At 40.3% G+C, this 16,170-nt stretch carries 10 protein-coding genes; 4 read left to right on the top strand and 6 right to left on the bottom strand.

What is annotated here, in order from left to right; translation table 11 throughout:
• Positions 1-37: 37 nt before the first annotated feature.
• A complete protein-coding gene (locus A7A69_RS13480; RefSeq protein ID WP_152878092.1) occupies positions 38-3,172 on the bottom strand; it encodes an efflux RND transporter permease subunit in 3,135 nt (1,044 codons plus the stop codon).
• On the bottom strand, positions 3,169-4,275 hold the full coding sequence (locus tag A7A69_RS13475; RefSeq protein ID WP_152878090.1) for an efflux RND transporter periplasmic adaptor subunit: 1,107 nt from the start codon (positions 4,273-4,275) through the stop codon (positions 3,169-3,171). Before A7A69_RS13475 ends, A7A69_RS13480 begins: the two co-directional genes overlap by 4 nt.
• Positions 4,276-4,425: 150 nt before the next feature.
• Between A7A69_RS13475 and A7A69_RS13470 the strand changes: the two genes are divergently transcribed.
• From A7A69_RS13470 to A7A69_RS13455, 4 genes are all read left to right on the top strand, one after another.
• Positions 4,426-5,043 carry a TetR family transcriptional regulator gene (locus A7A69_RS13470; protein WP_187349232.1) on the top strand — a complete coding sequence of 206 codons (618 nt, stop codon included), beginning with the start codon at positions 4,426-4,428 and terminating at the stop codon, positions 5,041-5,043.
• 163 nt (positions 5,044-5,206) lie between these two features.
• Positions 5,207-7,891, top strand: coding sequence for a phosphoenolpyruvate carboxylase (gene ppc / locus A7A69_RS13465; protein WP_152878088.1), 2,685 nt, complete (start codon positions 5,207-5,209; stop codon positions 7,889-7,891).
• Positions 7,892-8,205: 314 nt separating this feature from the next.
• Complete coding sequence (locus tag A7A69_RS13460; RefSeq protein WP_152878086.1) at positions 8,206-9,501, top strand: solute carrier family 23 protein; 1,296 nt, start codon at positions 8,206-8,208, stop codon at positions 9,499-9,501.
• 120 nt (positions 9,502-9,621) lie between these two features.
• Positions 9,622-10,530, top strand: a complete 909-nt coding sequence (locus A7A69_RS13455; protein ID WP_206669011.1) for a LysR family transcriptional regulator — start codon at positions 9,622-9,624, stop codon at positions 10,528-10,530.
• On the opposite strand, the gene A7A69_RS13450 is transcribed toward A7A69_RS13455, so the two are convergent.
• The 4 genes from A7A69_RS13450 to A7A69_RS13435 form a co-directional block, all read right to left on the bottom strand.
• Positions 10,527-11,258 carry a sulfite exporter TauE/SafE family protein gene (locus A7A69_RS13450; protein ID WP_152878084.1) on the bottom strand — a complete coding sequence of 244 codons (732 nt, stop codon included), beginning with the start codon at positions 11,256-11,258 and terminating at the stop codon, positions 10,527-10,529. The genes A7A69_RS13455 and A7A69_RS13450 overlap by 4 nt on opposite strands.
• A 240-nt stretch (positions 11,259-11,498) precedes the next feature.
• Positions 11,499-12,383, bottom strand: a complete 885-nt coding sequence (locus A7A69_RS13445) for an amino acid ABC transporter substrate-binding protein (protein ID WP_152878082.1) — start codon at positions 12,381-12,383, stop codon at positions 11,499-11,501.
• 876 nt (positions 12,384-13,259) lie between these two features.
• Complete coding sequence (locus tag A7A69_RS13440; RefSeq protein WP_152878080.1) at positions 13,260-14,579, bottom strand: NAD(P)/FAD-dependent oxidoreductase; 1,320 nt, start codon at positions 14,577-14,579, stop codon at positions 13,260-13,262.
• A 245-nt stretch (positions 14,580-14,824) separates the two neighbouring features.
• On the bottom strand, positions 14,825-16,114 hold the full coding sequence (locus A7A69_RS13435; RefSeq protein ID WP_152878078.1) for a hypothetical protein: 1,290 nt from the start codon (positions 16,112-16,114) through the stop codon (positions 14,825-14,827).
• Positions 16,115-16,170: the final 56 nt, after the last annotated feature.

Below are 16,170 nucleotides of genomic sequence, written 5' to 3'. Positions count from 1 at the left end.
AAATTTTCAATATTTCGCATCTTTTATTCGAAAAAAATTATGACAAATTTGTTGCTCTTTTCACTTTAAACCACGCTGCATACAACGCAGGTAAGAAAAACAGGGTTAAAAAGGTCGCAACAATCAATCCACCCATAATTGCAACCGCCATCGGGCCAAAGAAAATACTGCGTGATAATGGGATCATGGCCAATACGGCTGCCAACGCAGTAAGTAAAATTGGACGGAAACGACGGACTGTTGCATCAATAATAGACATCCACGGGTCATGACCCGCTGCAATATCTTGCTCGATTTGATCAATCAGAATCAGAGAGTTACGCATGATCATACCCGATAACGCAATTGTACCGAGCATCGCAACAAAACCAAAAGGTTTATTGAGCAACAATAAAAAGAGCGTGACTCCGATCAAGCCAAGTGGCGCGGTTAAAAATACGATGATGGAACGTGAAATACTTTTCAATTGAATCATCAATAAAGTCATCACAACCGCTAAAAATAACGGCATGCCTGCATTTACAGAACTTTGCCCTTTGGCAGATTCTTCGACTGTCCCCCCGACTTCAACCAGATAACCACTCGGCAGTTGGGTACGAAGTTGATCCATCTTTTCTGACAGTTGATCGACCACTGTCGCAGGCTGTAAATGGCTACGAATATCGGCGCGGACGGTAATGGTCGGTAAACGATTACGATGCCAGATCAGACCATCTTCGAACTTGTATTCAATCTTGGCAATTTGGGCGAGTGGTACACTATTGCCCTGACTAGTCGGAACCGCAAGACTGGATAAAGAGGCGACATCGACTCTTTCGTTTTGATCGCCACGTAAACGGATTTCAATCAATTCACGTTTTTCACGATATTGATTAATTACCGCACCTGTAATCGAACTATTTAAGAAGTTGGCTAAATCCTGACTGCTTACGCCCATTTGACGCGCTCTGTCCTGATCGATATTCAGTTGAATGATTTTACTCGGTTCACCCCAATCCAGATGTACATTGGTGGTATTAGGGTTTTGACCCATGACTTTTGCCACTTTCTGCGCCCATTCGCGCACTAACGTTATATCTTCTCCAGAAACGCGATATTGAAGTGGATACCCCACAGGCGGCCCATTTTCTAATAATGACACTCGCGTTCGAACTTCAGGCAGTAGTTTTTTAATTTGCGTATCTAAAGATTTACGAATTTCATCGCGATCATCTAAGGAAGAAGCCAATACTACAAACTGAGCAAAACTGGCTTGTGGTAATTGTTGATCGAGTGGCAGATAAAAACGCGGCGAGCCTGTTCCAACATAGGCCACGTAGTTATCAATACCCTTTTGCTTGGCAAGAAACTGCTCAACCTTTTTTACAGCCTGTTCTGTGGCAGTGAGTGATGCACCTTCTTCTAGCTTCAAATCGACCAAAATTTCAGCACGATTTGATGGTGGAAAGAACTGTTGTGGTACAAGCTTAAATAGAAATATTGAACCGATAAAAATCAAGACTGTGGTTAAAATGACGGTCTTACGGTAAGTGATGCAAGTTTCTACCATTTTACCAAAACGCAGATAAAATCCACTCCGATAAGGGTCATGGTTTTCACCTGCATGATGCTGCACAGGCTGAGGCGCAGGTTGATGGCGTAACCTCGCCCAAAGTCGCTGATACCACGGCACCATTTGTTGCATCTTGCTAAAGTCTGGCAGTAATTTTTCACCCAGATAAGGCACAAATAATACCGCCGCAAACCACGAAACAATCAAGGCAATGGTGACCACCTGAAAAATCGAACGGGTATATTCACCTGTACTTGAGCTTGCGGTAGCAATGGGTAAAAAGCCCGCCGCGGTAATCAGCGTTCCTGTTAACATCGGAAACGCTGTGGTTTTCCATGCAAATCCTGCGGCTTTAATACGGCTATAGCCCTGCTCCATTTTGATCGCCATCATTTCAACCGCAATAATGGCATCATCCACCAATAGCCCAAGCGCAAGAATCAACGCACCAAGTGAAATTTTATGCAGCCCAACATCAAAAAGATTCATACCTGCAAAGGTCATGGCCAGCACCAGTGGAATGGAAAATGCCACCACCAGTCCTGTACGAAACCCTAAGGAAAAAAAGCTAACCAACAACACAATCATCACAGCTTCGGTTAAAACTTTAATAAATTCGTGAATACTGCGCTGCACTGCAACAGGTTGATCCGATACTTTTTTCAGCTGCATACCGAGCGGCAAGGTTTGTTGTAAATTGTTAAATTCACTTTCCAGATTTTTGCCAAGCGCAATAATATCTCCACCCTTACGCATCGATACCGCAATGCCAATACCGTTTTCTCCCATAAAACGCATTCGCGGCTGCGCAGGCTCGCTAAAACCACGATAAATCTCAGCCACATCACCTAATTGAATGGTTCGATTACCAACCAGTAACGGCATATGCTTGAGATCATCAACGTTTTGTAATGCACCTGTGACTCGAATCTGGATTCGGTCTGTCGATGTTTCAAAAAAACCTGCACTGTTAATACTGTTTTGTTTTTGCAATGCATCCTGTATGGCAGTCACAGGTATTCCAAGCTGTGCAGCTTTGGTGTTAGAAAGTTCGATCCAGATTTTTTGATCTTGCAAGCCCACCAACTCGACCTTGCCTACATCCTTGACGCGTTGCAATTGTAATTGCAAACGATCAGCATATTCTTTCAACACTGCATAATCGTAGTCTTTGCCTGTCAGTACATAGATATTGCCAAAGGTATCGCCAAACTCATCATTAAAAAAAGGGCCTTGGACACCTGCGGGGAGTTGCTGTTTGATGTCTCCTACTTTTTTACGCACGTTATACCAAACATCTGGAATCTGATCGGATTTGAGCGAATCTTTGGCAACAAAAGTCACCATCGATTCACCCGGTCTGGAATAGGCCATGATTTTTTCATATTGGCCCGTGGTCATCAGTTCTTTTTCAATCCGATCTGTCACTTGTAAAGACACTTCCTGTGCAGTTGCACCCGGCCAATAGGTTTGAACTACCATCACTTTAAAGGTAAAAGGCGGATCTTCACTTTGTGATAATTTAGAGTAAGAAAAAATCCCCACAATGGCTAAGAGCAACATCAGATATAAAATGATGCCTTTATTGTTCAGCGCCCATTCTGACAAGTTAAACTTCATGGCTTAACTCCTGAGGCAATTTGCACTGGACGATTATCCCGATCAATTGGATGAATTTTTTGTTGTTCATGTAATAAATGGACACCACCCACCACCACATAATCACTGGATTTTAGACCAGACAGGACTGGAACACTGTCACGCCCGTAAGCACCTAAAGCCACTGCGACCTTATGAATGGTCTGATTCGGATTAACCACCCAAACGTAGGCTTGTTGATGATTTGCAGAAACACTGGATAAAGGCACGCTCAGCACATCATGCTGGGTATTGTTAAAAAACACACGGGCACTTTGTCCAAGTTGAATGGAAGGCTGAGCTTCACGCAATGCAACTTTGACACTAAAGGTACGCGATTGATCTGCCGCAGGTGATATTTCACGTACATAAGCTGCATACTTTTGTTCAGGCTGTGACCATAAGGTAATCCATGCAGGTTGCCCTACTTTTAGTTCAGTAATCGCCTGTTCAGGTGCGCCAATGACCACTTCGCGGTCACCATCAATCGCCAGTTGATAGGCAGCTTGTCCTGCTGCAACCACTTGCCCGATTTCAATTTCACGCTGGGTAATTACGCCGCTTTTATTGGCAATCAGTTGGTTATATCCTGTCTGATTGGCTGCGACTTCATAATTGGAACGTGCTTGCTGCAAACTGGCTTGAGCTGCATCATTTTGATTTTTGATGCTGTCAAATTGGGAGCGACTTACTGCATTTAAAGGCAAGAGCTGTTGAAAGCGTTTTAATTCTTCACTGGCGATTTTTGCCGAAGACTGGGCACTTTCAAGTTGGGCCTTAGCGGCATTCATTTGTAACTGGGCATCTTTTACATCCAGTCTGGCCAATACCTGTCCAACTTTGACCCGATCACCTACATCAGCATAACGCTGAGTAATCTGTCCTCCCACCCGAAAAGCCAAAGCCGTTTGCTGCCGCGCCTGTACCTCGCCTGCATAGCTTTTCTGCGCATTCATGCTCGCTGAGGGTTGTGTCACCATGACATAAGGAATTTGTTCTGCTTCAGGCGCTTGCTTATTACACCCACCCAATGTAATTAGACATACTACCCATATACTTAAACTTGTCAGTTTTATCGCGGTCATAACCCTTCGCTCTTATTCAAATTTGTTTTTTAAGGCACAATATAAGCAGTATCTTAATTTGTTTGTTTTTTAATTAATATACCCGACGGTACATTAATTATGTAAAATGAGATAAGTTTTTATTTTTTAAATTCATTTAAGAGATTTTTTGTGCAAAATACGATTGGTCGACCAAAAGATCTGGAAAAAAGAGCGCGTATTCTTGAAGCAGCCAAAGCCCTTTTTTTAAAACTGGGCTACCACGGTTCCAGTATGAACCAGATTGCCAAAGATGCTGGTGTGACCAAGCTCACGGTTTATAATCATTTTCAAGATAAAGAAAGCCTATTTACCTGCGCTATTCAGGAAACCTGTACAGAATGTATTTCTGAGCAGCAGTTTTGTTTGACTTCACAAAGCCTGTTTCAAGCGGTATTTTTCGATGCCTGTGAATGTGCTTTAAAGATGATTTATTTACCTGAAGCGATTAAGCTTGAACACGTGTTACTTGAACTTGCTGCCGAAAAAAGTCCATTAGCTCAACATTTTTTTGAAGCGTCACATCAACCTCTTTGCGATGCGTTGTGTGAATTTTTCACTCAGGCAGCCAGTTTAAAATTTATTCGTCAGGATGATCCACTTAAACAAACAGAACTGACATTGTCGCTATTACTTGGGATCAGACATCATCAGGTTTTACTTGGTATTACTGAAGTGCCTTCTAACGAAGAAATCTGCAACATTGTGAGTGATGCAATCGAAATTTTTATGCTGAAATATAGGGTATAGACCTTTGGCGTATTGTGAATGACGATGTTTTTTGCGTGTGTGTTATATCTTGCATAACTGTTAATTTTTTAAACAATAATTCATATATTTTTACGCTCTGGACTTGGAATGTCATTGAATCGGGGTATAGTCAAAATAACAAAAAAGCAGGAGAGCCAACGCCATGATTCAACAAATTGATGCTCCTTTACGCGAGGACGTGCGTCTACTGGGTAATTTACTGGGAGAAACCCTAAAACAGCACGCTGGACAAGATTTGTTTAATCAGGTTGAGCAAATTCGCGCCTTAGCCAAAGGTACACGCGATGGACATGCAGAAGCCGAAAAAAAACTGGAACAACTGTTTTTGGGTCTAAAGGATGAAGAAATCCTGCCGTTGACTCGTGCTTTTTCTCAATTTCTTAATTTTGCCAATATTGCTGAACAATACAATGTCGTGCGGAGCCGCCGCCGCAGTGAGTTTGATGAACAGACACCCTCTCCAAATCCTTTGGTTCATTTATTTGCTAAATTTAAAGAACGCCAGATTTCATCACAACAATTGTTTGAACAAATCTGTCAGCTTAATATTGAACTGGTATTGACCGCGCATCCAACCGAAGTCAGCCGTCGTACCCTCATTCAGAAATATGATGATATTAATGAAGATTTAGCACGACTCGATCAGCAAAAATTAACGCCACGTGAACGTCAGGCAGTTTTGAATAATCTTAAAGAATTGATCTGTTCCGCTTGGCAAACGGATGAAATTCGTCATAACCGACCAACCCCTGTAGACGAAGCCAAATGGGGTTTTACCACCATCGAACAAACACTATGGAATGCAGTACCCAAGTTTGTACGTGAACTGAATGAATTGGTTCAAGAGCATTGTGATACCACATTACCACTAGAAATTTCACCCATCCGTTTCGCCTCTTGGATGGGCGGTGACCGTGATGGCAACCCAAATGTGACTCACAATATCACGCAAGAAGTCTTATGGTTATCGCGCTGGCAAGCGGCAGATTTGTATCTACGTGATATCGAAGATTTACGTTGGGAACTGTCTATTCAGGCTTGTTCGGATGAGCTAAAACAAGCATTAGGCTATGAACACCCTGAACCATACCGCGAATATTTACGTGAGACTCGCCAACGCCTAAAAGCGACACGAAACTGGTTAGCACAGCGTTTACAAGGTTTTGAAGCCGATGATAGCCAGATTATCCATACTAAAAGTGAGTTACTAGAGCCGTTATTACTGTGTCATCGTTCACTGATCGAATCGAATTTACCAGAAATTGCCAATGGTAAATTACTGGACTTTATCTATCGGGTAAATTGTTTTGGCATTGAACTACTTAAACTGGATATTCGTCAGGAATCTGGTCGGCATCGTCAAGCCATCTCAGCCATTACCGAATATCTTGGATTGGGTAATTTTGAGTCATGGACAGAACAAGCTCGTCAAAACTTTTTGATTCAGGAATTACAAAGTAAGCGTCCGTTACTTCCACGACATTTGGACGAACCGCAAAACAGCCTGATTCAGCATCCTGATGTCAAAGAAGTGTTTGCCACAATGCAGACATTGGCAGCTCAACCACCCGAAAGTTTAGGTGCTTATATTATTTCGATGGCTGAATATGCCAGTGATGTGCTGGCAGTGTTATTGCTTCAAAAAGAAGCAGGTATTTTGCATCCTCTTCGTGTGGTGCCGTTATTTGAAACCCTGAAAGATCTGGACGGTGCAGCAGCGACCATGAATACGCTGTTCAATATGCCGTGGTACAAACAACACATTCATGGCAAGCATGAAGTCATGATTGGCTATTCAGACTCGGCCAAAGATGCAGGCTTTATGTCGGCGAACTGGGCACAATATCGCGCACAAGAAGAATTGACTGCTGTTGCGAAACAACATGGGATTCAACTCACCCTGTTTCACGGTCGTGGTGGTTCGATCAGTCGTGGTGGTGCTCCCACTCAACAGGCACTTTTTTCACAGCCTCCTGGTTCTATTTCTGGTGCTATTCGTGTGACTGAACAAGGCGAAATGATTCGTTTTAAATTTGGTCTGGAAGAAGTTGCCTTACAAAATCTGGAAATTTATACCGCGGCAACGCTTGAAGCGACCTTGTTACCACCTCCTATTCCAAAACAGGAATGGCGCGAACTGATGCATCAAATGACCGATATTTCGGTGCAGGTCTATCGTGAAACAGTACGTGAAAATCCATATTTTGTGCAATATCTACGTACTGTTACACCAGAACTTGAATTACAAATGTTGCCTTTAGGCTCTCGTCCCGCTAAACGTAAAGTCAGTGGTGGAATTGAATCTTTACGGGCAATTCCGTGGGTATTTGCATGGACACAAATTCGTTTAATGCTACCTGCATGGTTAGGTACAGGTGCCGCGATTAACCAGATTATCGATGCAGGTAAAAAAGAAACACTGGATGAGATGCTACAACAATGGCCTTATTTCCAGACTTTAATTGATATGCTAGAAATGGTTCTCTCGAAATCGGATGGCGGTATTGCTCTGTATTATGAATCTCATTTAACTCAGGACGAAAACTTAAAAGCGCTTGGTACTGAACTACGCCAACGTCTTAAAGACGCAGTCCAGACCTTACTTGCCATGAAAGGCGAATCCAAGTTACTCAGTAATAATGAAGTGCTGGATCAAGCCATGCGTGTTCGCAAAACTTACTTGCTTCCGCTACATCTGCTACAGGCAGAACTCATGAAACGGCGTAGAAGTTATTTAAACGTTGAACAGGCTGAACATACTCCTGTTGACCATGCTTTAATGGTGAGTATTGCAGGAATTGCCGCTGGTCTACGCAATACAGGCTAAAAGCTTTTTTTAAATATTGTTAGGTAATCTCTTTTCAAAATAAAGAGCTTGCCTAACAAGTTTACCCAATTACCTTTTACAATTTTTTGTTTGGGTTTTAAATTTCTTATCAAATTTGATCGGCTGTTTATCACATCACGTGATCTCTTCAATCTTCTGATATATCTTTAAGTTAAGTTTTCCATAAATTTACCATTTGGTAAAAATAAAATAAAAATCAAATGCCTTCATTTACCCGTTGCCAAGAAAGCAATTAAACCATCATCAAAGAAAGAGTATGATGTGCGCCAGCTAAAACAATTAGAGTTTATTTTATGTCCACTTGGTTTCCAAAATGGCGTCCGTATCAAGGGCAGATTGATCATCGTCCTGTTGCGACCGATGAGTATCTCCCCCCTGCTCAAAGTGCAGTTTTAGGTATTCAACATGCATTTGCCATGTTCGGTTCGACCGTATTGGCTCCGTTACTCATGGGCTTTAACCCAAATCTTGCGATCCTGATGTCAGGCATCTGTACCATCTTATTTTTCCTTATGACAGGCGGGCGTGTTCCAAGTTATCTGGGTTCGAGCTTTGCGTTCATTGGCGTTGTAGCTGCTGCGACAGGACATATCACAGGTTCAGGTGCAAATCCGAATATTAGCGTTGCACTTGGCGGTATTGTCGCGTGTGGTGTGATTTATGCCATTATTGGTTTTATGGTCATGCTGACAGGTACCCGTTGGATTGAAAAATTGATGCCACCTGTAGTTACAGGTGCAGTGGTCATGATTATTGGTTTAAATTTAGCACCAGTCACCGTTAAAGCAGTGGCTGGTCATCCATTTGATATGTGGATGGCGCTGATTACAGTGTTGTGTATGGGCATTATCGCCGTATTTACACGCGGGCTATTACAGCGTTTATTGCTGTTGATTGGTCTACTCATCGCTTATCTGATTTATGCGATTACCACCAATGGACTAGGGTTGGGTCAACCAATTGACTTTTCACAAATTTCGGCTGCACCGTGGTTTGGTTTGCCAAGCTTGACTGCACCCACCTTTCAAACCAATGCCATGCTCATTATTGCACCTGTTGCCCTCATTTTAGTGGCTGAAAATCTAGGACATATCAAAGCAGTAGGTGCCATGACAGGTGAAGACTTAACCCCTTATCTGGGTAAGGCTTTTGTCGCTGATGGTATTGCGACTACATTGTCAGGTAGTGTGGGCGCGCCAGGGATGACCACATATGGTGAAAATATTGGGGTCATGGCAGTCACTCGTGTTTATTCCACTATTGTCTTTGTCATTGCAGGGATCTTTGCAATTTTCCTCGGATTATCGCCTAAATTTGGTGCCGTAATTAGTACCATCCCTAGCGCCGTGCTAACAGGTGCTTCGATTGTGGTCTTTGGTTTAATTACGATTGCAGGTGCAAAAATCTGGCTTGAAAACAAAGTTGATTTTTCCAACAACAAAAATCTGATTGTTGCTGCGGTCACGATTATTTTGGGTGCAGGTAACTTTGAACTCATGTTTGGCAACTTCAATTTAGGTGGAATCGGAACAGCAACGTTCGCTGCGATTTTACTCAATTGGCTTTTTGGCCTAAAAGATAAAAGCTAAAATATTCTTTTTTTGAATCTTCAAGCAGCCATAAGGCTGCTTTTTTTATGAAATTAAATCTTGAATCAATCATTTTTGGTTATCATGACTTTGTCATGCTTAATACTCACCGAATGGCTTATGCGCTTTGATTTTTTTGATCTACAACTTTTTTTACATGTGGTGGATACAGGCAGCCTTACTAAAGGGGCTGAACGTTCAGCTATTTCTTTACAGGCAGCCAGTGAACGCATTAAAAAACTCGAACGACATTTTCAGAGCGCCTTGTTTATTCGTCATGCGACAGGCGTTGAATTGACTATTTCAGGTCAAACCCTATTACAACATGCACAACATCTGATCTATGGACTCGACTCATTAGAACAAGAGATGCAGACTTTCCAGCGTAAAACCACACAGCAACTGACTTTATGGTGTAATTCATCTGCACAAAGCGAATATTTACCCATGTTATTGCCCAAATATCTGATCGAACATGCACAACTTCAGATTGAATTGCATGAGGCAGAGAGTAATGACATTATTGCTGCATTACAAAAAGGTCAGGCAGAACTAGGACTGATTTCCAGTTTTTTTGCCCCAAATGATGCATTGGAAACACACGTTTTTGCTGAAGATCCATTGGTATTTATTTGCGCACCAGATCATCCTTTAGCCACACATGGACAATTGGATTTTGCAGCAATTTTAAAGGAAGATTTTGTTGGACTTCTGCCACATCACTCATTACAACAATCCATAGAAACACAAGCCAAACATCTTCATCACCAACTGCACTATCGTTTACGCTTACCTAGCTTTAGTGCGATGGCTCAAGTTGTCGCCAATGGTGTCGGTGTCGCAATTATGCCACTTCGTGCTGCTTCGCATTTACAAAAACTTTATGCGTTTTCTACAATTGCGCTCACAGGTGCATGGGCAAATCGCAAATTACTGTTAGCTGCTCGTCATTTTTCTAATCTTTCTGCAAGCTATCAAGATTTTGCCCAGTTCTTACTCGAAAACAAACCTCAGCCCATTAGCGCTTAATGTACAACCATGTAAGCACCTAATAAAATGAGTCCAATAAAGAAAAAACGGCGAAAACGTTGCTCAGGTATGCGATAACGTAATTTTTGCCCAAGCCACATCCCGAAAACTGCTGGAATTACAGCGATCCATGCCAAACCATAATCAATGTGCATACTTGCTGTGCTATGAAGTTGTAAATAAATGGCCAGACAAATCGTCGATAAGGTGAAAACCAAACCTAATGACTGTACCAAATCATCCCGTTTCAAACGCAAAGACTGTAAATAAGGCACCGCAGGAATAATAATGACGCCTGTTGAAACAATTAAAGCACCACCCAAATAACCAATAATGGGTGACAACCATTTTTCATAAGGTGCGAGATTGGGGAGTTGTTTAACCCATAAACCATATAGACCATATACGATGAGCATTCCACCCAATAAAACCTCACTGGTTTTACCTGTCGCCTGACTTAAAGTCGGTAAAAAACTAAATACAGTGCCGACAATAATCCCAAGTAACAACAACCAAAAACGTTGGATCAGGCTCCAGACCCGCCCTTCTGCAAACAATTGCCAAAAATTCGTAATCATGGAGGGAATAATCAGCAAAGAAGCCGCCTGAAATGGTGCAATCACAATGGTCAGCAATCCCATTGCGACGGTAGGTAGTCCCAAACCCAACGCACCTTTGACCATGCCTGCTAACATAAATACGATGATGACTAAAGCCAACATTTCCATCAGCAACGGACTCTGTAGTTTGAATAAGGTTATGCTAATGGAGTCAGGTAAAAGTTCCTATTCATGTTTTTGGTAGATGGCCTCAAGCAAAGATTGAGGCTATATGATGAAAGCCAAAATAAAAAACCATTGCTTTTTTGCAATGGTTTATAAATTTGAAAATTAAAATTATGAATTAAAACTACCGTCAACGGCGCAACGCTTGCTCAATTCAAGTTAATGTTCGTTTTCAATTTAGTCTCAAATACCAACATCATTTGGTTTAGCTTTTAATGCTTTATAAGAGCCGCTTGGCGCAAGATTTAAATTTATATTTTTAGGTGGGATTGGGGACTGGAACCATTTTTTATAAAGTTGATCCATTTGACCAGATTTCCACATCTGATTGACCACGCCATCTGCAATACTTTTGAGTTTAGGATCAGTTTTGGCAAACATGATGCCATAAGGCTCAGAAGACAAAGTAGGACCGACAATTTCATAATCTTTAGGATTCGCAGACTTAGCAATTAAACCTGCAAGACCGATATCATCGTTTACAAAGGCTGCTGCGCGACCTGAAGATAGCATTGAAAATGCATCGGCATGATCTTTACCACCTAATGAAATAATATTGATATTTGCTTTTTTAGCACTTATTTTTAAATATTTTTCAGGATTTCCACCTTGTACAGTCACGACAGCTTTGCCATTTAATTGCTTTAAGGTTTGAATATTAGATGTTTTTTTAACTGCCATACGAACATCAGCCACATAATAACTGGTAGAAAACGCCACTTGTTGCTGACGTTGTTTATTATTCGTGGTCGTTCCACATTCAATATCAACATTACCTGCCAAAACTTCTGGAATTCGGCTGGTTGAATTCACAGCTTTGTATTCAATTTTTAATTGTGGTGTTTTAAGTTGTTTTTTAATTTCTGTGACAACATTTTGACAAATATCAAGTGCATAGCCTACGGGCTTGCCATTTGCAATATAAGAAATAGGATCTGCTGACTCACGATAACCGATGGTAATCGAACCTTTTTGCTTGATTCTGTCTAGCACATCGCCTGCCATCACCTGTGGCGCCATAGTTAAAAGTACGATTGGGGCGAATACGAACTGAAGATGTTTTAACATGAAATATCCCTTATAAAAAAATCGTTTTGATTGCTGCATCAATTAATAACTATAGACCTGCTTTTAAAACCTAAAATATTTGTTTAAAGCAAAAATATAGTGTTATTTTCATAATTTTATAAAAATAACCAAATTTAAAATAAATATAGCAATTAATATGCCACAGCCATGATTTAAAACAAACAAATCCATCTGGTCTTAAATCAATAACAGCTTTAATTTAATACAGATTCAAATTAAATAAAAGTATTATTTTTAGACATTAAAATTATTTATAAAAATATTAAAATTAAATAATATCAATTACTTAAATAAAAAATTTATTTCTTTAACAAACAACATGAATAATAGTAAATTAAATACATTACTTTTTTTTGATATTAAGTAACAACCAAAACCACAATTTAAATACTATTTAATTATCACTGTGATACGAAAAATATATTAAATAAATTTTAAAACTATTCTATTTTAATTATTAAATTTATTAATCTGACGTATAAAAAATCAAATACCCCCACTTTTAAATACATCTATTTATAAGTAAAAATAGTTTGAGTTAATTTCGATTTATACAAATTATTTAAATTTAAAAAACGATATGACATTGTTGTTACTGAATTATTTTTAAAAATAAAACAGCTATAAGGATGCAGGCAATAGCAACCCATGCGTGTTTGAAAGTTCAGATTAAATCAGGAAAAGGTGTTTTTTCAGGATGTATTTTGATTGAAAGCTTAGTGTTCAATGTCTGTGATTTTTCCCAAATACAGCATGCGCAGTAATCTCTATGACAAGCGAGCATATAGATCACTTGTCATAGGAAAGTGGTTTAAATTAGATGATGTATCAAAAAGATTTAGCTGTTGCCCAGCATTAGTGCATTTTGAGTTTTGGTGATGCAGTTTTGGATAATAAATCAGTCATCATCATCAAAGCGGTTTTAAATACGCCATGTAATGCAACCTGATGGAAACGATAAAGTGAAACATACATCATTCGTGCGACAAAACCTTCAACATTAATATTGTTGAAAATGCTTCCAACACTACTATGTTCACTTAAGGAAACCAGTGAGCCTTTGTCCTTAAATTGAAATTGCCCCAATGGTTTATGATTTAAACGGTTTTCTAATGCTTTTGCCAAAAATATAGCTTCCTGATTAGCCACTTGCGCACGCGGTGGGACAGGTCGCTCTTGACCCTCAGGGATGTAGCAGGCGCAGTCCCCCATCGCAAAAATACTATCGTCATATGTGGTCTGCAAGCTTGGTCGAACCACCAATTGATTGATTCGATTCGTTTCCAGTCCTGCTATATCTTTAAGAAAATCTGGAGCTTTAATTCCTGCTGACCAGACTTTAAGCGTCGCAGCAATTTGTAAGTCTCCCTCACAAAAGACTTTATCGGCATCAATATGCGTAACCCGACAATTTGTCAGAACTTTTACTCCAATGTCTTCAAGCTCTTTCTGGGCACGTTCAGATACACGTTCATTCAGTGCAGGGAGAATACGCGACGCAGCTTCAATTAAACTAATATTGACATCTTTTGGATCAATACTGTTCAGTCCATATTTAGAAAACTCATTTGCCGCATGATGTAATTCGGCAGCCAATTCAACACCTGTTGCACCTGCGCCAATAATCGCAATATTCAAATTATTCTGATGGCGGTGCATTAAATGATTAGCTTGTGCTTCTATATACATACTTAAAAATTCACGCTGAAAGCGATCCGCCTGTGGACGTGAATCCAGAAAAATACAGTGTTCCTTTGCCCCTGAGGTGCCAAAAACATTGGAGGTTGAACCAATCGCCATCACCAATGTGTCATAACCAATGCGTCGTTCAGGTGCAATGTCCTTGCCTTCTTCATCCCGCAGAACATCTAGTATGATTTCTTTGCTCTGACGATCAATATCTTTTAAATGCCCCAGAAAAAACTCAAAATGATGTTGATTTGCATGGGCAAAATAATTCAATTCATCTTCATAAGAATTTAAGGTCCCCGCTGCCACTTCATGTAACAAGGGTTTCCAGATATGCGTCAAAGCAGCATCGACTAAAATAATCTCGGCTTTTTGACGTTTGCCAAGTTTGTTACCCAGACGTGTCGCAAGTTCAAGACCTCCTGCACCTCCACCCACGATCACAATACGATGTAATTTTAAATCACGATTTGATGTCGTCATCATAAGATAGCTCCAATTTTCTTATAAATACCAACTGTTTCAATTTGTATTTATAAGAAAAATGCCATCTATTATTTGCACAAATATTTAGCATAAGAAACATACCTTTTGCCAACATTTAGGCTATTTTTTGTTAAACAATCTAGTAAGAAAAAACAAAAAAACTACGTTCTACCTAAGGTCGAACGCAGTTTTTTTAAGGAGATGAATTTGAATTTTATGGGGATTTGAACACAAACAAAGGAAATTTAGCCTTCCAGACTTTCTGTTTTATATTTTTCTTCAAGCACACTACTAAAGATGCTTTCAATCATCCAGACTCTATACAAGCTATTAAATACATAGCGTTGTCCTTCTATACGTAATTCCAGTACAGGGAAATCGGGTTGGTGTTTGTCCTGACATAAGCGATCATTATCAGCCAATAAAACTGCGATATCTTCCTCAGTTAAAGCGTCGATACCAAGCTGTTGTTGTAAAACATGAAAATGCGTTTTATAGGATGGATCCTTACCTTTGGTCCAGACTGCCTGTAAAATATCATAAATGGCATCAACACGTTGTTCTTCAGCAGTACTATAATACAGTCGTGCCATGTCCAGTGTCGCTTGCTGAGTCGGACGACAAAACGGTGTAAATGCGATATCTGTACGCTTGGATAATCGTGTCGCTAAACTCCAGTCAAATAAATCGCGACCCTGATAACTCAGAGGATAAACCGTGAGCTGAATATTATAGTAATTGGCCAATTCTTCGCGGATATAAGCCAATAACAACCAGCTAATCGGGTCCTCAAGCGCAATAAATAAATCAAGTTCAGGATGCATGGCCTGAATATCTGCCAACTCCTCGGCATCACTCAGTAAATGTTCACGCCATTCAATATGGTTAATCAAAAAAATCGGATTGCCCGTTAATAATTTCTGTTGTTTTAAACGACGCGTTAAACGGAGTAAATCATCTACCGCATGATATTTTCGTCCGCCGAACTCAAAGAAACTGGCAGCAACAGGAACATCATTAAAAATACGTTCTGGAAAACTTTGAGGGCTTTGCTGTTGGCTTGCCATGGTATAGAGGGTACGTAATTTACCGTATTGCTGTTGCCACAGCATGTGAAAGACATCTTCAAGCAAATACAGGAAATTCTTTCCCTGTAAAGGTGTATTTTTTAGAATAAGTTCGGCTTGCTTCAAGGCTTCTATTGCGGGAGGTTCAGGTGTTTCATCAAAACTAAAGCGGTGTTGTTTGGCCAAAATTTTGGCATCGTTAAAACAATAATTTTGCCATTCCAGTGCAGTCATGCCATTGGGGGGTTCTGCGGCCTGATGCGAAATAATGACTTTAAGTGGTTTTAACTCATCACTTAAAATTTCATCCAGTTGCGTCAGTTGCTGTACTGCAAGATAGCTATAGACATCGTCTAGCCGTAAATAAATACTCAAACCCTGCTCTGTTGATAACACCGCCTGACGAGAGGGCTTTTGGTAAAACCAACTCGATCGAATAGGATCAAACCAACGGCGTAACAGTGACATGAATCAAGCCTCTAATAAATTTTTATCGGACAATAAGTTAAATAAGACAGAACAGC

This window comes from Acinetobacter guerrae (assembly GCF_009372255.1).
Lineage (GTDB): Bacteria > Pseudomonadota > Gammaproteobacteria > Pseudomonadales > Moraxellaceae > Acinetobacter > Acinetobacter guerrae.
Note: the sequence above shows the minus strand (reverse complement) of the source record. Positions and strands in the feature narration are given on the sequence as shown.

What these genes read in the sequence shown, in the direction of transcription:
- A7A69_RS13455 (WP_206669011.1), top strand. Translation starts at nt 9,622, where the DNA reads ATGCGCTTTGATTTTTTTGATCTACAACTTTTTTTACATGTGGTGGAT.
- ppc (WP_152878088.1), top strand. Translation starts at nt 5,207, where the DNA reads ATGATTCAACAAATTGATGCTCCTTTACGCGAGGACGTGCGTCTACTG.
- A7A69_RS13480 (WP_152878092.1), bottom strand. Translation starts at nt 3,172, where the DNA reads ATGAAGTTTAACTTGTCAGAATGGGCGCTGAACAATAAAGGCATCATT.
- A7A69_RS13450 (WP_152878084.1), bottom strand. Translation starts at nt 11,258, where the DNA reads ATGGAAATGTTGGCTTTAGTCATCATCGTATTTATGTTAGCAGGCATG.
- A7A69_RS13460 (WP_152878086.1), top strand. Translation starts at nt 8,206, where the DNA reads ATGTCCACTTGGTTTCCAAAATGGCGTCCGTATCAAGGGCAGATTGAT.
- A7A69_RS13440 (WP_152878080.1), bottom strand. Translation starts at nt 14,579, where the DNA reads ATGATGACGACATCAAATCGTGATTTAAAATTACATCGTATTGTGATC.
- A7A69_RS13435 (WP_152878078.1), bottom strand. Translation starts at nt 16,114, where the DNA reads ATGTCACTGTTACGCCGTTGGTTTGATCCTATTCGATCGAGTTGGTTT.
- A7A69_RS13445 (WP_152878082.1), bottom strand. Translation starts at nt 12,383, where the DNA reads ATGTTAAAACATCTTCAGTTCGTATTCGCCCCAATCGTACTTTTAACT.
- A7A69_RS13475 (WP_152878090.1), bottom strand. Translation starts at nt 4,275, where the DNA reads ATGACCGCGATAAAACTGACAAGTTTAAGTATATGGGTAGTATGTCTA.